At 64.8% G+C, this 16,556-nt stretch carries 17 protein-coding genes; 4 read left to right on the top strand and 13 right to left on the bottom strand.

Annotated elements, in window-relative coordinates:
- Positions 1 to 53: 53 nt before the first annotated feature.
- Positions 54 to 899: a glutamine amidotransferase-related protein gene (locus NGM99_RS18805; protein WP_252821809.1), complete on the bottom strand. Its 846-nt coding sequence runs from the start codon at positions 897 to 899 to the stop codon at positions 54 to 56.
- Between the two features lie 162 nt (positions 900 to 1,061).
- Positions 1,062 to 2,420: an aminotransferase-like domain-containing protein gene (locus tag NGM99_RS18800; protein ID WP_252822040.1), complete on the bottom strand. Its 1,359-nt coding sequence runs from the start codon at positions 2,418 to 2,420 to the stop codon at positions 1,062 to 1,064.
- 162 nt (positions 2,421 to 2,582) lie between these two features.
- Here NGM99_RS18800 and NGM99_RS18795 point away from each other — a divergent pair, with 162 nt between their 5' ends.
- Complete coding sequence (locus tag NGM99_RS18795; RefSeq protein WP_252821807.1) at positions 2,583 to 3,446, top strand: DMT family transporter; 864 nt, start codon at positions 2,583 to 2,585, stop codon at positions 3,444 to 3,446.
- A gap of 33 nt (positions 3,447 to 3,479) precedes the next feature.
- Here the strand turns inward: NGM99_RS18795 and NGM99_RS18790 are convergent, their stop codons facing one another.
- The 11 genes from NGM99_RS18790 to NGM99_RS18740 form a co-directional block, all read right to left on the bottom strand.
- Positions 3,480 to 3,926, bottom strand: coding sequence for a MaoC/PaaZ C-terminal domain-containing protein (locus NGM99_RS18790; protein WP_252821805.1), 447 nt, complete (start codon positions 3,924 to 3,926; stop codon positions 3,480 to 3,482).
- A gap of 11 nt (positions 3,927 to 3,937) precedes the next feature.
- Positions 3,938 to 4,897: an ABC transporter permease gene (locus NGM99_RS18785; RefSeq protein WP_252821803.1), complete on the bottom strand. Its 960-nt coding sequence runs from the start codon at positions 4,895 to 4,897 to the stop codon at positions 3,938 to 3,940.
- Positions 4,890 to 5,840, bottom strand: coding sequence for an ABC transporter permease (locus NGM99_RS18780; protein WP_252821801.1), 951 nt, complete (start codon positions 5,838 to 5,840; stop codon positions 4,890 to 4,892). The genes NGM99_RS18785 and NGM99_RS18780 overlap by 8 nt, the downstream gene beginning before the upstream one ends.
- Positions 5,840 to 6,571 carry an ATP-binding cassette domain-containing protein gene (locus NGM99_RS18775; RefSeq protein WP_252821799.1) on the bottom strand — a complete coding sequence of 244 codons (732 nt, stop codon included), beginning with the start codon at positions 6,569 to 6,571 and terminating at the stop codon, positions 5,840 to 5,842. The genes NGM99_RS18780 and NGM99_RS18775 overlap by 1 nt, the downstream gene beginning before the upstream one ends.
- Complete coding sequence (locus NGM99_RS18770) at positions 6,564 to 7,343, bottom strand: ATP-binding cassette domain-containing protein (protein WP_252821796.1); 780 nt, start codon at positions 7,341 to 7,343, stop codon at positions 6,564 to 6,566. Before NGM99_RS18770 ends, NGM99_RS18775 begins: the two co-directional genes overlap by 8 nt.
- A 20-nt stretch (positions 7,344 to 7,363) precedes the next feature.
- Complete coding sequence (locus tag NGM99_RS18765) at positions 7,364 to 8,557, bottom strand: ABC transporter substrate-binding protein (RefSeq protein ID WP_252821794.1); 1,194 nt, start codon at positions 8,555 to 8,557, stop codon at positions 7,364 to 7,366.
- Between the two features lie 37 nt (positions 8,558 to 8,594).
- Positions 8,595 to 9,725 carry an extracellular solute-binding protein gene (locus NGM99_RS18760; RefSeq protein WP_252821792.1) on the bottom strand — a complete coding sequence of 377 codons (1,131 nt, stop codon included), beginning with the start codon at positions 9,723 to 9,725 and terminating at the stop codon, positions 8,595 to 8,597.
- Positions 9,722 to 10,837, bottom strand: coding sequence for a CaiB/BaiF CoA transferase family protein (locus tag NGM99_RS18755; RefSeq protein WP_252822038.1), 1,116 nt, complete (start codon positions 10,835 to 10,837; stop codon positions 9,722 to 9,724). Before NGM99_RS18755 ends, NGM99_RS18760 begins: the two co-directional genes overlap by 4 nt.
- Positions 10,838 to 10,874: 37 nt before the next feature.
- On the bottom strand, positions 10,875 to 11,954 hold the full coding sequence (locus NGM99_RS18750) for a Gfo/Idh/MocA family protein (RefSeq protein ID WP_252821790.1): 1,080 nt from the start codon (positions 11,952 to 11,954) through the stop codon (positions 10,875 to 10,877).
- Positions 11,955 to 12,038: 84 nt separating this feature from the next.
- A complete protein-coding gene (locus tag NGM99_RS18745) occupies positions 12,039 to 12,368 on the bottom strand; it encodes an L-rhamnose mutarotase (RefSeq protein ID WP_252821788.1) in 330 nt (109 codons plus the stop codon).
- Entirely contained in the window at positions 12,365 to 13,183 is an 819-nt protein-coding gene (locus tag NGM99_RS18740; protein WP_252821786.1) for an IclR family transcriptional regulator, read from the bottom strand. The genes NGM99_RS18745 and NGM99_RS18740 overlap by 4 nt, the downstream gene beginning before the upstream one ends.
- A gap of 170 nt (positions 13,184 to 13,353) precedes the next feature.
- Between NGM99_RS18740 and NGM99_RS18735 the strand changes: the two genes are divergently transcribed.
- The 3 genes from NGM99_RS18735 (at position 13,354) to NGM99_RS18725 (ending at position 16,545) form a co-directional block, all read left to right on the top strand.
- Complete coding sequence (locus NGM99_RS18735) at positions 13,354 to 14,682, top strand: ABC transporter substrate-binding protein (RefSeq protein WP_252821784.1); 1,329 nt, start codon at positions 13,354 to 13,356, stop codon at positions 14,680 to 14,682.
- A 100-nt stretch (positions 14,683 to 14,782) separates the two neighbouring features.
- Positions 14,783 to 15,685: a carbohydrate ABC transporter permease gene (locus tag NGM99_RS18730; RefSeq protein ID WP_252821782.1), complete on the top strand. Its 903-nt coding sequence runs from the start codon at positions 14,783 to 14,785 to the stop codon at positions 15,683 to 15,685.
- A gap of 8 nt (positions 15,686 to 15,693) precedes the next feature.
- Complete coding sequence (locus NGM99_RS18725; RefSeq protein WP_252821780.1) at positions 15,694 to 16,545, top strand: carbohydrate ABC transporter permease; 852 nt, start codon at positions 15,694 to 15,696, stop codon at positions 16,543 to 16,545.
- Positions 16,546 to 16,556: the final 11 nt, after the last annotated feature.

Genomic DNA, 16,556 nt, shown 5'->3' with positions numbered 1-16,556 from the left:
CTTCAGCGTCGAGCGAGCCAGCCCTCTGATGACGTGAAAGGGCGTCTCGCCCTTCAGGCGACCGCGCGCTCATGCAGATAGGAAAGAAAGTTCCTCAACTCCCGCGTTCGCTTTTCCACGGCCAGCACCTCGTCATCAAGCCCGATCTGCCATGCCAGATCACGGCGTTCGGGATCGGCATCGAGCGTCTCCAGGACGCGGGAATAGGCATCGACTGCGCCTGGATCGGCCGCAAGTCCTTCCTCGACGAGTTCATCGGACTGCCGGCGAAGCGAGGCGGCGATTTCGCCGATCGCGATTTCGGGATGATACTGCACACCCCAGAACACGCCCGATCCCGAGCGGATCTCCAGCGCTTCGACCGGCGTGTCGTTGGTGCGCGCGAGAACGGTCGCCGAGGGCGGCAATCGGTCCACGACGCTCGAATGAATGGCAGGCGCGGTCCATGAGAGCGGTCGCCCGTTCAGCATCGGATGGGTGCGACCCTCTGGCGTCGCGACGATGCCGCGCGAGAAACCGGCCTGCATGCCGTCGTCGCGGGCCTTGCAGGTTCCTCCCGCAGCGACCGTTGCGATCTGCAAACCCGCGCAGGAGCCGAAGGACGGTGTTCCCGCTTCGAAGACCTCGCGCATGAAGGCTGCGGCCGAACGCGTCTCGCTCGTTTTTTCCTGCATCTGGATGGGAGAGCCCGCGAAGATGATGCCGCTGAAGCCGGCGAGTTCATCGAGCGAGAAACCTTTATCGCCGTCCACGCAGGAAACCAGTTCGACATCGCAGGATGGATCGAGCGCGCGCAATGTGTCGGCATAGGTCTCGTCCGAGGATTGCCCCACGGACTTGCGGCGTGCATCCCGCTGCTTGGGTGTTTCACTGGCGACAACGAGAAGGCGAAGAGACACGAGAATCCGATCAGAACGGGAGGGGCAAGCGGAAACCTCGAAACGCGTTTTTCGTTCGTTCACGCTTCGGACAACCGCCCGTCATCCAGTTCAAGGTTCCGCACGCGCCATGCTACCCGCTTCATAAGAGTTCGAGGCAAGGCGCGGCTTGGCGTGTTCCGCTCAATCGGCCGCAGACTTCAATGCACGCCGGAGAATGGCAGGCAGATCGGGATCGCTCATTTGGGCGACGTTGAAGCGCATCCAGTTTCCGGCGGTCTGCGCGATGCTGAAGACGTTGCCGGGGGCGAGCACGACTTTTTCGCGTAAAGCCGCTTGCGCGAGTTTTGCCGCATCGCACCCGTCGGGCAGACAGCACCAGAGATAGAACCCGCCGCGCGGCTCGAGCCAGGGCCGGATGCCGAGCGCTTCGAGCATGCCGCTCACCTCCCGCCGCTTTTTTGCGAGCCGCGTGCGCAGGGCACCGAGATGTTTGCGAAAATTCCCGTCGGTCATCGCCCGAAACACGATCTCGGATGCGATCGGGCTCGGGCCGCCGAAATTCGTGGCGACCTGCAGATCGATCAGCGCCTCGATCCAGTCCGCGCGGGCCGCGATGTAACCGCAGCGAACGGAAGCCGAGAGCGTTTTCGAAAAGCTGCCGATCCGGATCACACGGGCGAGCCCGTCGAGAACGGCGAGGCGGGGCGAAGGCTCGGGCTCGAACTCCGCGAAGATGTCGTCTTCGACGATCGTCACGTCATGCGCGGCTGCAAGCGTCAGCACCCGATGGGCGGCTTGGGGCGACAGGGTCGCGCCGGTCGGATTATGGATCGCCGCATTGGTGATGTAGAGGCGCGGCCGGTGAACCGCGAGCGCCTGCGCGAAGAGCGCCATGTCCGGCCCCGTCGGCGTCATCGGCACGCTGACGATTTTCACACGATGCGCGCGCAGAAGCGCCTGAAAGTTGAAATAGCAGGGGTCGTCCAAGAGCACGGTGTCACCCGGCTGCAGAAGAAGGCGCCCGATCAGATCGACTGCCTGCGTGCCGGAAGCCGTGAGAAGGATCTGCTCGGCACCGACCTCGAGCCCCTCGCCTGCGAACTGACGCGCCAGAAACCCGCGCAGCGCGAGGGAACCGCGCGTTGCGCCATAATCCGTCAGAAGGGCGTCGTCGGCCTTGGCGAGGGTGCGCACCGCGCGCCGAAGGGTGGCATGCGGCATCCACGCGGCCGGTAGCCATCCGCATCCGGGGCGAAGCATGTCGGGGCCGCCATCGAGGCTTTGGCGCGACACCCAGAACGGATCGACCGCCCGGTCCACGGGCGGCGCGACTTCAGCCAGCGCCAAAGGCAGGCTGCCGACGACCGTGAAGCCCGAGCCGGGCCGCGAGCGGATCAGCCCTTCGGCTGCCAGCCGGTCATAGGCCTCCACCACGGTGGAAGGCGACACCCCCATCGATGCCGCCAGTCCGCGGATCGATGGCAGCTTCTCGCCCGGCGCCAGCGCACGCGTGGCGACCCGGCGTCGAACGAGTTCCATGACGGCGCCCGTGCGCGTCGTCTTTTCCGCTGCCAGCGCTTCACCCGACCCCAAGCGTACCGCTCCATCAAGCCATACAGTTCGCTACGACTGTATGTAACCGTTTCTGGCAAAGCCAGCCTGGATCACGCTAATCCGCGCGGCGTATTCGGGGAAATCTTCATGAACAGAGCAACGGCCGGATGGGGCAGCGGCCTTCTCGGCGTCATCATCTTCAGCGGCTCCTTGCCTGCGACGCGCATCGCGGTCGGTGGCTTCAGCCCACTTTTCCTGACTTCGGCGCGCGCCACGGTGGCAGCACTGCTCGGAGCCGCCCTGTTGCTGGCCTTGCGACAGACGCGACCGGCAAGGCGTGATCTCCTCTCACTCGTTGTGGTCGCCTGCGGCGTGGTGGTGGGCTTCCCGCTTCTGACGGCACTCGCACTCCGGCACATCACCGCCGCGCATTCGGTCGTCTTCGTGGGCCTCCTGCCGCTTTCCACCGCCATCTTCGGCGTCGTTCGCGGCGGCGAGCGGCCGAAGCCTGCCTTTTGGCTGTTTTCCCTTACGGGCGCACTCGCCGTTGCCGGGTTCGCCTTTGCTCAAAGCGGCCTCGCCTCGCTCAAGGGCGATTGCCTGATGCTCGCGGCCATCGCCCTGTGCGGCCTCGGTTATGCCGAGGGTGCTGTGCTGTCACGCCGTCTCGGCGGCTGGCAGGTGATCTCGTGGGCGCTTCTGGTCTCGCTGCCCGTGATGGCAGCCATCGCGCTCATGACGGCACCGAGCGGCTGGACCGGCGTCACGACGGCCGAATGGCTCGGCCTCGCTTATGTCTCCGTGTTTTCCATGCTGGTCGGCTTCGTCTTCTGGTATCGCGGCCTGGCCTTGGGCGGCATTGCCGGCGTGGGTCAGCTTCAGCTTCTTCAACCCTTTTTCGGCCTCGCCCTGGCCGGACTGCTGCTCGGAGAGCCCGTCGCGCCGTCCATGATCCTCGTGACGGCATTCGTCGTCTTCTGCGTGTTCGGCGCCAGGAGGTTCGCGCGCTAGACGCCCTAGCCAACGCGACCGGAGGCCTTCAGCTCAAGCAGGCCGGCAGTCGGCGAGCAGGAGGTGGTCGCAGGCCATCACGGTTTCGCCGCGCTGGTTCATCACGCGGCAGCTCTCGGTGACGATGCCTTTTCCGGGGCGCTTCGGATCGGGCAGGAGTGCGGAAACCGTCAGGACGGTGTGGATCGTATCGCCGATGAAGACCGGCTTGGGGAAGCGCAGCCGGTCATAGCCATAGGTGAAGGCGTGCGGGTTGATCTCGCTCGCGGTGAGCCCGATGCCGATCGCGAAGATCATGGTCCCATGCGCGATGCGCTGGCCAAACGGGGTCGTCTTCATGAACTCGGCGTCCATGTGGTGAGGGAAGAAGTCACCGGTATGGCCCGCATGGACCACGAAGTCCGTTTCGGAGATCGTGCGGCCATGCGTGTGGCGCACTTCGTCAAGCTCATAGTCCTCGAAATAGCGGGGGCGTTCCATGAGCGGGCCTTTCAGATGGTCGAGCGGATGGCCGGCTCGCGGCCGTAAAGCGAAAGCAAAACGATGATCACGAGGCCGAGTGCCGCCTGCACCGTGGCAGGCTGCAGCCCAAGCCCGATCAGAAGCGTGTTGAGCTCGGTCAGCACCAGCGCGCCGCCGACCGTTCCGAGATAGGAGCCGCGCCCACCGACCAGCGCCGTCCCGCCGACCACGACGGCGGCGATGGTCTGGAACAGATAAGGCTGGCCGACCGCGCCATAGGCCGAACCCGTGAAGCCCAGAAGAAGCACGCCGGTCACCGCAGCGAAAAAGGCCGAAACCGCGAAGGCCGCCGCCCACATGGCGACCGGGCGGATCAAGGCCAAGGGCGCGGCGCGCGGATTGCTTCCCAGCGCATAGATCCGCCGGCCGAACGGCGTGCGCGCGAGCACGAGGGCGACCAGAGCGGCAAGCAGCACGAAGACCGGCACGAGCGGCGGGAACGGCAGAGGTCCCGTCGATCCGCCGATCGAAACGAATGCCGAGACGGCCGGCGGTGCCGAGCCCGACGGAAAGCCGCCCGTCCACAGAAGCACGGCGCCCTGCACCACCGTTCCCGTGCCGAGCGTGACGATCAGCGGATGCAGCCCGAGGCCTGCCGAGACGGCCCCGTTGAAAAGGCCGATCAGGATCGCACCGAGCGCGACGATCACGCAGACCAAGGAGAAGGCCATGCCGCCGCCATAGAGCTGCGCGGCGACCACATTGGCGAAGCCGATGATGAACGGAATCGACAGGTCGATGCCCCCGACGATGACCACCAGCGTCTGCCCGATCGAGGCGATGGCCAGAAGCGATGCCAGCACCAGCAGGGCGCGGATGGCGAACGGCGCGGAATATCCCGGGATCAGCCATGTGCCCAAGATGTGCAGCGCAACGGCGATGGCAAAGGCGCCGAAGACGCGGGCGTCGAAACGCAACCGGCTAGACATGCTGGACCCTCGCGGCGACGGCGCGCGTCTGGAGTGCGGTCAGCACCACGGCGGCGACCAGGATCGAGCCATAGGCGATCTGCAGAACGAATGTGGAGATGTTGAAGTAGGTCAGCGCGTTCTGCAGCAGGAAGATATCGAGTGCCCCCACCGCGGCACCGAGCAACCCGCCACGCCCGCCGGCTAGGCTGACGCCGCCGAGCGCCACGGCCGAGATGGCGATCAGCGTATAGGTCGGGCCGACATTCGGGTCAGCCGAGCCGATCAGCGCGGAAAGCATCAGGGCCGCGGCACCGGCATAGATGCCGGAAAGAAGATAGGCGAAGAAGCGAACGCCGGTGACCGGGACGCCGGCCGTGAAGGCCGCGCGGTCGTCGCTGCCGACCGCCATGAGTTGATCGTACCAGGCCGAGCGGGAAATGAACCACCAGGAAAGCGCGACCGCACCGAGCGGCAGGAATGCGAGGGGTCCGGCCAAACTCTTGAGCCAGACGGGCGCAGGCCCGACCGGAGCCGGAAGAATCGTCAGCGTCACGCCCGAGAGGATGAGATAGGTGCCGAGCGTGGCGACAATGGGCTGTATGCGGACGACCGTGGTCAGGAAACCGTTGAAGGCACCGATCAGGGCGCCGATCAGGAGGGCCGCAGGCACGAGCACGAGCGGGTGCGCGATGCCGAAGTCGAGCACCAGAACCTTGATCAGGATCGCGTTGATGAGCCCCATCTGCGGGCCGACAGAAACGTCGATGCCGCCGCGCCCGGACAGGATCGCAGGCGTCGAGGCCATTGCGGCGCCGATGAGCGGCGCGGCCAGCCCCAGCAGAAGCAGCCAGCCGGAAGGCTGAAAACGGCCCGGCGTCAGCCAGACATTGACGACGAGAAGAACGAGCAGCAGGAGGGCTGCGAAGCCGATGCCGCCGAGGCGTGCGACTATCCTGCCCATCACGCCGCACTCCTTCCGAACATCGCTTCGATCACCGCAGCGCTGGTCATGTCCGCGCCCTCAAGGCGCGCGGCAACCGCATGTTCGCGGAACACCAGAACACGCTCGCAAAGCAGCAGGATTTCCTCGATCTCGCTTGAAAGGATCACGAGCGTCATGCCTTCGCGCGCAAGTTCGCGAAACACGTCGTAAAGCACATGGCGCGTCGCAACATCGACGCCGCGTGTCGGGTCGTTGAGCAACAGGAGCCGGGGCGCAAGCGCGAGCGCGCGGGCGAGCAACACCTTCTGCTGGTTGCCGCCCGAAAGCGTGGTGATCGGCGCGGACCAGTCCGGCGCGTTGATCGAGAGCCGCTCGGCATAGCGCGCAAACCGGGCACGGCGTTCCCGCGCGCTGATGAAGCCGCCTTTCACGTCCTGCGCGAGCGTTGCGATGGCGAAATTGTCCAACACGGACAAGGCCGGGAAGATGCCCGTCGCACGCCGGTCGCGTGGCAGATAGGCGATCCCGCGCGCAACCGCCTGGCGGAAACCGGTGACGGCATGCCTCTCGAAGCGAACCTCGCCCGAAACCGGCCGATCCAGGCCCGCAAGCGTTTTCAGGAATGCTTCCTGGCCATGACCGTCGAGCCCGGCAAGGCCGACGATGCTGCCTGCGGCGACCCTCTCGTCGATGGGGCTCGCGCCACGGCGCAAAACGATGTCGCGTGTCTCGATGGCTGGTTCAGGCATGGGCGAGCTCCGCGGCCGTCTGCGGCGCCATCAGCTTCAGCAGCTGCGCCGGCTCGCATTGCCCGATCGGCAGTGTGGCGACCGAACGGCCGGCGCGTAAGATCGACACCTCGTCTGAAAGCGACATGACCTCGTCCATGCGGTGCGTGATGAAAAGGATCAGCGTGCCCCGTTCCGCCAGACGCCGCATGGCAGAAAACACCGCCTCGCGGTCGCCGAAGTCGAGAGCAGCCGTGACTTCGTCGAGAATGAGCACGCGCGGCTTGCGATAAAGCGCGCGGGCCAGCACCACGAGCTGCTGTGTCGCGAGCGGCAGGAGGCCGGCCGGTGCACGTGGATCGACGGGAACAGAGGACAGGGGCTTCAGAACCGCCTCGGCGCGCGCGTCTCGCTCGCCCCGCGGCGTGTTCCGGCCAAACAGGCGATCCGTGCCGAGCAGGATGTTGTCGGCGACCGAACGGTCCGGCGCGATCAGCACTTCCTGGAAGACGGTGGCGATGCCTGCGGCCTGCGCATCCGCCGGGCCGCGCAGCACAAGGGGCCGCCCGTTCAACGCGATCGTTCCCCTGTCGGGGCTGACGACGCCCGACAACAGCTTCACGAACGTCGACTTGCCCGAGCCGTTCTCGCCCAGGATCGTGTGGATCGTTCCCGCGCGGAACGTGATGGAAGCATTGGCGAGCGCGATCGTCTCGCCATAGCGCTTGGACAGGGTTTCGGTCAGCAGCATCGGGAACGTGAAAGGTTTCGGGTCGGAACGGGAAGGCGGCATGAGCCGCCTTCCCGGTTCACTCACTTCGCGCAGGCCTGGGGGACCTTGGCATAGTCCCAGCCCGGGCTTTTCGCCGGCTTGCTGAAATAGGCGTCGAGCCATTCTTCCGGCATCGGGTCGGTGGGCGGCACGGGAAACACGGACACCGCATCGGGCGTCATGCAGTCCTTATACCATGTGCCGAGATCGGCATTGTGCACGGCCGGGATCGGGATCATCAGCGTGTTCAGCGTCGGGTTCTGGCCTTCGAGCATGCGCGCCGCCACACGGAACAGGGTCTGCGCGGTCCAGCCCGGCAGCACAGCATTGCCTTCGAAGCGGTACTTGTCCTGATTGGCCTTCCAGTAGCCGAGCGCGTCGCCCGTGATGGAGCCGGTGATCAAGGGCGCGGGACGCCCGGCCTCGGCGAAGGCTTCCGCCACCACCCGGCTTTCGCTTCCTGTCGTCCAGACGGCATCGATGGGCGCGGGGTTGGTCGCGATGGCCTGCAGCACCACCGTCTTGGTGACGTTCGCGGTCCAGTTGCCGTTGACGGTGCGTGGCGCCTTGAGGTTCGGGTTCTCCGCCAGTGCCTTGTCCGCACCCTCTTTTTCCTGCACCACGATCGGGTGGCCCGCGATGCCTTCGACCATCAGCACGCTGCTATCGGCCTTTTCCTTGGCAATCGCCGTCATCATGTCATAGCCCCAGCGGGTGTAGTTGCTGTCGACATTGATCGCATAGGGGCTGGAAACCGAGCCGGCGGCCGTGATAAAGGGAATGTTCTTCTCGTGGGCGGCGGCGATCGCATCGTCGAGCGCGGTGGCCGAGCCGGGGATCGAGGTGATCACCGAGCAGCCTTTGTCGATGAAGCCGCGGATCTGGTTGATCTGCTGGCTGACATCGTTGTTGGAGTCCGCCACTTCGAAGCTCGCGACCGTGCCATCCGCGATCAGCCCATCGACCAGACGCTTCAGCTCCTGTGTCACGGAAACGCGCCAGGGATTGCCCTGGTAAGATTCCGAATGGCACCATTTCCAGGGCTTTGCCGGAGGGGTGAAGCCGGCCCAGGCGGACGGCGTCACGGTTTGCGGGGCGCCGTCATATTGCGCCTTGAGCTCAGCCGGCAGCTTGTCGATGATCGCTTTCGCGTCCTGCGCGTGGGCTGCACCGATCAAAGCTGAGGTCGCAGTCGCGGCGAGCAGCGCGGCCCGCCAAAGTCCTGTTCTTTCCATGGTTCTCCTCCCATTGCCGGATTATCCGGCCTCCTCTTCACGTGAAACTATCGCCGAACATCCGATTGAGGTCGGCGAGAACGGGTTCCGCCTCCTCGCCCTTGCGCAGCCCGAGCAGAAGACGGTCGGACGCGGCAGCCTGAAACGCCATGTAGCCGTCGTGACGCGGCCGCATGAACGAGCCTTCCAGAGTGGCGCGGGTGCCGGAATAGAAATCGTCGGTGCGCGCATTGACGGCCCGGTCTTCCCAGGCCGCGGCATGGCCCGGCTGCCCGCCGCTTTCGGCGAAAAGCCCGCGCTGAACATCGCCGGATGCGATCCAGTAGGCGAAATCCATGGCCTCCGTTGGATGGGCGGTGCGGGCGGAAACGGCAATGCCCGTCCCCCCCAGTGCCGCGCCCACCGGTCCCCTGCCATCGACCGAGGGAATATCGGCAAAGCGCAGGCGCGCAGGCCGGAACCCGTCGAGCGCGTAAGGCACATAGCCGTAGATCAGCGGCACGCAGGCGATGCGCGACGCCTTCTCGCTCATGCGCTCGAACACCGCGATCGGATCGCTTTCGAAATCGACCGGATCGACCACGCCGGCAAGATCGCGCATCAGTTGCCAGACCCTGGCACCTGCGGCGTCATCGATCAGCGGCGCGGCATCGGTGCGGCAGGGCGAGCCCATATTGGCGGCCAGCGAAAAGAAGACCATCAGCACATGCGGGCTGCGCAGTGGCAAGGCCAGCCGTCCGTCCCGCCCGAGCGCGAGCGCTTCGGCAAAGGTTCTCACGGGCGCGCCGATCAGGTCGGGCCGGATCGCCTGCACCTGCGTGGCGGCATCGATCGGAAAGCCCCACTGCCGGCCGGCCCAGCGATAGGACGGGTATGACAGGCCGACGCTGCCCTTGCCCAAGGCCTCGCGTTCCGTCTCCCGCCCTTCCACGTCGAGCGGCAGAAGGCAGTTTTCGGCGGTGACCTGGCCGACATGCGGATGGTCGATGACGATCAGATCGTAAAGGCGCGCCAGTTCATCGACCGGGAAACTCTCGAAATCCTGCAGCGGCCGCTTTTCCCAGGAAATCTCGACGCCCGTCTTCTTCTTCCAGAGAGCCGAGCAGGCGACCATCGGGTCATAGCCGCGCGCATGATTCCAGGTCATGCCTTTGAGACGGACGCTCACAGCGAAAACTCCTCGCGGATGCGCGCATTATGTTCGCCGATGCGCGGCGCGGCATTGAGGCTCGCCGCGCGCGTGCCGTCGAAGCGCAAGGGCGTGCGCGTGGTGCGGATCGAGACCGCGTCGTCGCGCTCCACGGTTTGCAGCATGTCGAGCACCTTGAAGCCGTCATCGGCCATCAGCTCGGGCCAGTTCAGCACCTTGGCGCACCAAATATCGGCGGGTTGCAGCACCGAAAGCCAATGCTCGGCGGTGGCGGTCGCGACTTTCTGCGCGATGATCGCCTTGAGTTCGTCGCGCGAGGTGAACCAGGTTTCCGGCGCATCGCGATAGGGAGCGAGTTCTTCTTCGAGGCCCAGCAGGTCGGCGAGCTTGCCGATCGGCGTCATGGCAAGCGCGAGAAAGCCGTTCTGCGTCGGGTAAACCCCGTAAGGTGCCGAGAGATAGGCATGCGCGCTGCGAAACGAGGAACGGCGCGGCAGGCGACCGCCATCGTTGAGATGGGTCGTCAGCACCTCGAACTGGAAGTCCACGAGCGCTTCGAGCAGGCTCGTTTCCACATGGCTCCCCTCGCCCGTGATCCCCCGGCGCACGAGTGCCGCGAGAATGCCCTGGCAGAGGGCGGCGCCCGCAAGCATGTCGCCGACGGCGAGCCCGAACGGAACCGGCCCTTGCGTCTCGTCGCCATTGAGCCACATCACGCCCGAGCGCGACTGCGCCAGAAGATCCTGCCCCGGAAACGTCACCCAGGGCCCTTCCGTGCCGTAGCCGGTGATCGAGCCATAAACGATGCGCGGATTGATCTTTCTGATCTCCTCGTAGCCGAGGCCGAGACGCTCGATCACGCCGGGACGGAAATTCTGGATCATCACATCGGCCCGGGCCAGGAGCCGCTTCAGCGCGGCCAGATCGGCCTCGTCCTTCATGTCGACGGCGAAGCTTTCCTTGGACCGGTTGATGGCGTGGAAGATGGTGGAATCGCCGCCGATCTCGGTGTCGCTCAGATAAAGGCGGCGCGAGAGATCGCCGCCGTCCGGCCGTTCGATCTTGATCACGCGCGCCCCGCAATCGAGCAGGCGCAGCGAGCAGTAGGGCCCCGACAGGAACTGGCTCATGTCGACGACGAGCAGGCCCTCCAGGGGCGCGCTGGCTTTATTCCCGGTCAAGAGTATCGTCCTTCGGCAGTGAGGCAATGGGATGCGCGGGCAACGCGCTCGATTCGAAACAGGCCTCGACCAGCGCCATGGTCCGCCACGCATCCTCGACGCCGCTGACGAGGCTTGCATCCTCGCCCGACACGACGCGCTGGAGGTTCGCCATGGTGCCGATAAAGGCATGCGGGAACCAGGTGCCGTCGAGTTCGACCTGTCGCCACGCGCCGCCCTTGCGCCCGATCCAGAGCTCGTCGGGCTCCCCGCGCGGATAGTCGAGGTTCACCCCGAGCTTCGCTATCGCGGCCCCTTCGGTGCCTTCGACCCGGATCGAGCAATCCTGGAAGCGCCGGCCGAAATCGTGGTTGTGATTGACTGACATCAGGCAGCGGACCTCTGCGCCGTAATCGAGAATGGCGGATGTTCGCGTCTGCGCGACGGCACTTTGCGGATGCCCGAGCGTCTTGGCATGAACGCCGAGGGGATCGCCGAGGAACGAACGGATCAGATCGAGATAATGGATCGAGTGGACCGCGATCTCGACGCGTGGCATGCCTTGGAGGAACGGCCAGAGATCCCAGGGGGTCATGACGTTCACATGCATCTCGACATCGACGATGCGGCCGAGCCAGCCCCGCTCCACCGCACCCTTGAGCGCCAGCATCATGGGGGCGAAGCGCAGCTGGAAATTGACCGCTGCCCTGAGCTTCCGCCTGCGCGCGATGGTCAGGATCTCGCGCGCCCCATCGAGATCGGCGCCCATCGGCTTCTGGATCAGAACGCCGCTGCCTTCGGGGATTTGCCGGAGCACCGCGGCATGCGCCGAAGGCGGCAGAGCCAGATCGAAGACCGCCCCTTCAATGCCGAGCGCGGCGTCCAGGCTGGAAAAGGCCAGAGTTTCGAAACGATCGGCCGTGGCTTGCGCGCGAACCGGATCAAGATCGAAAACACCGGCCACGGGGAAGCCCGCCAACCGGTAAGCCGGAAGATGCGCATCGGACACGATGCCGCCGGCGCCGATGACCACGATCGGACGCGGTGCGGCGGGCACTGGCCAAGACTGGGCCAGGGTCGACGGCATGATTCCTCCCTGAAACTATCGTTCTTATGTGAATGATAGTTTCATATACGGGAGAATGGCGCAAGCCGTCTTGCGCATCCGATGTCAGGGCTGGTGGAACACCTCCTCCATGGAAGCCCACCATTCGCCCTCGCCAGCGGTTTCCAGCTGCTTCTGCATGGGCATGCAGACGGTCCACCATTCCTGCGTCACCGGATCCGCCGCCATCTTCGCCATGTCGCCATCGAGGTCGTCGCCGACATATTCGAAATAGGAGAAAAGCAGGTTCTCCGGCTCGCGCAGGAAGATCGTGTAATTGCGGATATTGCTGCTGCCGATCTGCTTGAGAACGTCCGGCCAGACGGCGGCATGGACACGCTTGTATTCCGCGATGTGCTCGGCACGCAGCCCGATCAGACTGCCGATGCGTTTCATGCTTTCGTTCCTTCCGATGAAAATCCCGGCACGGCTTGGTCGCCCCCATCCGCGGCAAAGGGAATATCGCGCGCGGCCGCCTGCAGCATTGCGAGCACTTGGGCTTTCGGCAGGGCGTCCTCGATGTCGATGCGTTCGATATGCGGGCAGGTCAGCGCGGCGAGCACCGTGCCGGCGGGCCCGATCAGGGGAACCGAAATATTCGTGACGCCCGTGGTCTGCTGGCTCGGCATCATCTCGTAGCCGCGCGCCAGCACATCCGCGAGCCGTCCGTCGAGATTGTCGGGCCAAATCTCGTGCGGCATCACTTCCCGCTCTTCCAGCATCAACTGCCGCTCGGCCGCATCGGCAAAGGCGAGCAGGATGTGGCCCGAGCCGGTGTTCAACAGGCTGATATGCGAGCCGACCCGGATCGCGAGGCCCCAGTAGCCGGGCGCATCCACCTGCGCGATCACGAGGCAGCTGCCGCGATCATAGACGACCATGTGGAGCGACTGCTGCGCCTCGCGCGCGAAGCGGCGCATACGCGGCAGCGCCTGGCTGACGAGCCGGCGCATGGGCGGGTGGCGGTGCGCCATGCCGAACAGTTTCAGCGTGATCTCGTAGCGGTCGGCGGCGGTACGGACGAGGTAGCCGCGACGCACGAGGCGGTCGAGCATGCGATAGATTTCGTTCGGCGTGCGGTCGAGCGCCTTGGCGATGGCGATCTGCGACATCCCCTCCTCGTCGTTCGCCAGCAATTCGAGAATGTCCAACCCCTTGTCCAGCGCCGGTGCGCGGTAGCGGTCCGAACCGTCGTCGTTTCTGTCGGCCATGTGTGCCCTGTCGCCTCAGTGAACCGGCTTTCTAGGTCGGGACGACCGACCGCGTCGAGACCTGCCGCGAGGCGATTGACCGAGCCCGCCGCATCTGCTTTAACTCATCAGCGAATTTGATTTTCACATATCAATCAGTTTCACTCAATAGCCGTTCTGGGAGGAGCGCTATGAACCTAAGAAAAGCGACAGGACTGGCGCTTGCCTGCACGGCATTCGCATGGAGCCTCGGCACCGCACAGGCGGCGTTCGACTACGGAAAATTCGACGGCGTGACGCTCAAGGTGAAGCTGATCGGCGGCACGCAGTATGAGAAGCTCTACACGCGCATTCCCGAATGGGAGAAGCTGACCGGCGCCAAGATCGAGATCGTGTCCTCGAAGAACCACTTCGACCTCGACCGCGAGATCAAGCAGGACATCGCGGGCGGCACCATCAACTGGTGCGTCGGCTCGAACCATACGAGCTTCGCGCCCCAGTATGGCGATATCTATATCGACCTGAAGGACAAGATCCCGGCGGAAGAACTCGCGCTTTACGTGCCCGGCACGTTGAAATCCGCCGAGATCGACGGCCGTCTCGTCCAGCTGCCGCGCGTCACCGACGTGTCGAACCTTTATTACAACAAGCGCGTCTACAACGACGAGGCGGTCAAGGCGAAGTACAAGGAGAAGTTCGGCAAGGACCTCGCCCCTCCGACCACCTATGACGAGTTCAAGGAACAGGCGATCTTCCTGTCCTCGCCCCCCAACCTCTACGGCACCGCATTCGCCGGCAAGGACGAGGGCATGACGGGCCGCTTCATGGAATTGCTGCGCGCCAATGGCGGCGACATGTTCGACAGCAAGTGGAACCCGACCTTCAACTCGCCCGAAGGTGTCGCGGCGCTCCAATGGTTCGTCGACCTCTACAACGCCAAGGCGGTGCCCGCCGGCACGGTGAACTACACCTGGGACGATATCGGCCAGGCTTTCGCGGCCGGCACGCTGGCGCTCGATCTCGACTGGCCGGGCTTCGCCGCCTTCTACAACGACAAAAGCAAATCCAAGATCGCGGGCGATGTCGGCTTCGCGGTCGCGCCATCGGGGAGCGCCGGCAAGAAGGGCGCGTGGTCCGGGTCGCATTCCTTCTCGGTCACGGAAGCCTGCGACAACAAGGATGCCGCCGTCAGCTTCGTCGTCTTCATGACGAATGACGAGTCCGAGATGATGGAAGCGGAAGCCGGCAACCTGCCGACCCGCACCAAGGTGTTCGAGGACGTGGTCGCCAAGTTCAAGGCCGACAACAACACCTATATGGCGGACATGTTCACGACCTGGCAGAAGTCGCTCGCCGAGGCGCGCACGCCGCCGCTGGTGCCGCAGTGGATCGAGGTCTCGAACGTCGTCTGGCCGGAGTTGCAGGCAGCCATCGTCGGCCAGAAGACGCCGAAGGAAGCGCTCGACAAGGCGGCGGAAGAGGCAAGGACCATCCTCGAAGACGCGGGGCTGCTGCAGTAGCTGAGCCCGGATCGGGCGCGGTTCGAACGGATCGCGCCTGACCAACTCCCCGAACCTGTTGCCGATCCAAACCCTGGTGCCGCCGCAAGGAAAGGGCCCGATGTCGTTCCTGCGTTCACCGCGCGCGGTGCCTTACCTTCTCCTGATGCCCGCGATCGTGGTGATCCTCGCCGTGATCGCGGTGCCGCTCGCCGTCTCGCTGTGGTCGAGCTTCACGCCCTACCAGCTCACGCGGCCGGTGACGCTCTTCACCTTCGTGGGCCTGCGCAATTACAGCCGGCTTCTGGAGAACACCGATTTCTGGTGGGCGTTCGGCCGCACGATCCTGTTCATCACGGTGACGCTGAACCTCGAACTCGTGCTGGGTCTGGGCCTCGCGCTTCTGGTCAACCAGATCACGATGGGCCAGCGCGCTTTGCGCACCATCATGATGTTTCCCATGATGTTCTCGCCGATCCTTGTCGGCTTTCAGTTCAAATACATCCTGAACGACGCGGTCGGCCTTCTCAACAATGCGCTGTTCGATTTGGGCCTCATCACCCAGCCGATCCCATGGCTGGTGGAAGGCACGCTCGCCAACCTGTCGATCATGGCGGCCGAAATCTGGATGTCCACCTCGGTTTTCGCGATCCTGCTCCTGTCCGGCCTTCTGGCGCTGCCCAAGGAACCGATCGAGGCCGCGAAGGTCGATGGCTGCAACGCGGTCCAGACCTTCCGCCACATCACCCTGCCCTTTCTCATGCCCTTCATCTTCATCGCCATGACGATCCGCTCGCTCGACGTGGCACGGGCCTATGACATGGTGCGCATCATGACGAATGGCGGACCGGCGGGCCGCACGGAACTCCTGTGGACGCTGATGGCGCGGGTCGGCTACCAGAACTCGCAGATGGGCATGGCGAACGCCATGGGCTACGTGTCCATTCTCCTGTCGCTCGTCTTCACCCTTTATTTCTACCGCAAGCTGGTCGCGGCCCGCCGCTACATGGGTGGCGTCGAATGAGCGGGCCCATGACGATCGAGCGCCCCTGGCAGCGCTGGCTGATCCGCGCTGGCGTGTTTTTCGCCATGGCGCTGCTGTGCGTGCCCGGCCTCTGGGTGGTGCTCACTGCTTTCCGCCCCAATATCGAGATCCTCGCCCGCCCGCCTGTATGGCTCCCCCAGAATCCGACCTTCGACAATTTCCGCGGCATTTTCGGCCTTCTGCCCGACCAGCAGCAGGGGCTACCGGTGGCGCGCTATTTCCTCAATTCGCTCGTCATCTCGCTGACTTCCACCTTCGTCGCGATCGTGATCGGCATGATGGGCGGCTATGCCTTTGCGCGATATCGCTTCAAGGCGAAGGGCGCGCTTTTCGTGTCCTTCATGCTGTCGCGCACGGTGCCCGGCATTGCCTTGTCGCTGCCGCTCTTCATCGTCTGGAGCCGGCTCGGCATTCTCGACACGTCCTTCGGGCTGATCCTCGTTTATCTCGCGATCAACATCCCCTTCACGATCTGGCTGACCGACGGTTTCTTCCGCCAGATCCCGGTCGATCTCGCCGAAGCCGCGCAGATCGACGGCTGCACCCGCTGGCAGGCCTTCTGGAAGGTCGAGTTCCCGCTCGCCCGCTCAGGGCTCGCATCCGCCGCCATCTTCGCCTTTCTGACATCGTGGAACGAATATGCGCTGGCAAGCCAGCTCACGCGCACCACGGTGTCCAAGACCATGCCCGTCGGCCTGATGGACTTCACCGCCCAGTTCACCGTGGACTGGGCCGGCATGAGCGCCATGGCCGTCCTCATCATCATTCCCGCGCTCCTGCTGACATTCCTCGTGCAGAAGCATCTCATCGCCGGCCTCACTTTCGGCGGCGTGAAGTAGCGCATCGGAGA

This window comes from Mesorhizobium liriopis (assembly GCF_024053505.1).
Lineage (GTDB): Bacteria > Pseudomonadota > Alphaproteobacteria > Rhizobiales > Rhizobiaceae > Mesorhizobium_B > Mesorhizobium_B liriopis.
The sequence above is the reverse complement of the archived record's forward strand: the minus strand, read 5'-3'. Positions and strand labels throughout refer to the sequence as shown.

Bases quoted from the DNA above. Each gene is read 5' to 3' on its own strand.
- NGM99_RS18785 (WP_252821803.1), bottom strand. From the start codon at position 4,897: ATGTCTAGCCGGTTGCGTTTCGACGCCCGCGTCTTCGGCGCCTTTGCC.
- NGM99_RS18730 (WP_252821782.1), top strand. From the start codon at position 14,783: ATGTCGTTCCTGCGTTCACCGCGCGCGGTGCCTTACCTTCTCCTGATG.
- NGM99_RS18740 (WP_252821786.1), bottom strand. From the start codon at position 13,183: ATGGCCGACAGAAACGACGACGGTTCGGACCGCTACCGCGCACCGGCG.
- NGM99_RS18735 (WP_252821784.1), top strand. From the start codon at position 13,354: ATGAACCTAAGAAAAGCGACAGGACTGGCGCTTGCCTGCACGGCATTC.
- NGM99_RS18770 (WP_252821796.1), bottom strand. From the start codon at position 7,343: ATGCCGCCTTCCCGTTCCGACCCGAAACCTTTCACGTTCCCGATGCTG.
- NGM99_RS18755 (WP_252822038.1), bottom strand. From the start codon at position 10,837: ATGAGCCAGTTCCTGTCGGGGCCCTACTGCTCGCTGCGCCTGCTCGAT.
- NGM99_RS18790 (WP_252821805.1), bottom strand. From the start codon at position 3,926: ATGGAACGCCCCCGCTATTTCGAGGACTATGAGCTTGACGAAGTGCGC.
- NGM99_RS18795 (WP_252821807.1), top strand. From the start codon at position 2,583: ATGAACAGAGCAACGGCCGGATGGGGCAGCGGCCTTCTCGGCGTCATC.
- NGM99_RS18725 (WP_252821780.1), top strand. From the start codon at position 15,694: ATGACGATCGAGCGCCCCTGGCAGCGCTGGCTGATCCGCGCTGGCGTG.
- NGM99_RS18775 (WP_252821799.1), bottom strand. From the start codon at position 6,571: ATGCCTGAACCAGCCATCGAGACACGCGACATCGTTTTGCGCCGTGGC.
- NGM99_RS18800 (WP_252822040.1), bottom strand. From the start codon at position 2,420: ATGGAACTCGTTCGACGCCGGGTCGCCACGCGTGCGCTGGCGCCGGGC.
- NGM99_RS18750 (WP_252821790.1), bottom strand. From the start codon at position 11,954: ATGCCGTCGACCCTGGCCCAGTCTTGGCCAGTGCCCGCCGCACCGCGT.
- NGM99_RS18765 (WP_252821794.1), bottom strand. From the start codon at position 8,557: ATGGAAAGAACAGGACTTTGGCGGGCCGCGCTGCTCGCCGCGACTGCG.
- NGM99_RS18780 (WP_252821801.1), bottom strand. From the start codon at position 5,840: ATGGGCAGGATAGTCGCACGCCTCGGCGGCATCGGCTTCGCAGCCCTC.
- NGM99_RS18745 (WP_252821788.1), bottom strand. From the start codon at position 12,368: ATGAAACGCATCGGCAGTCTGATCGGGCTGCGTGCCGAGCACATCGCG.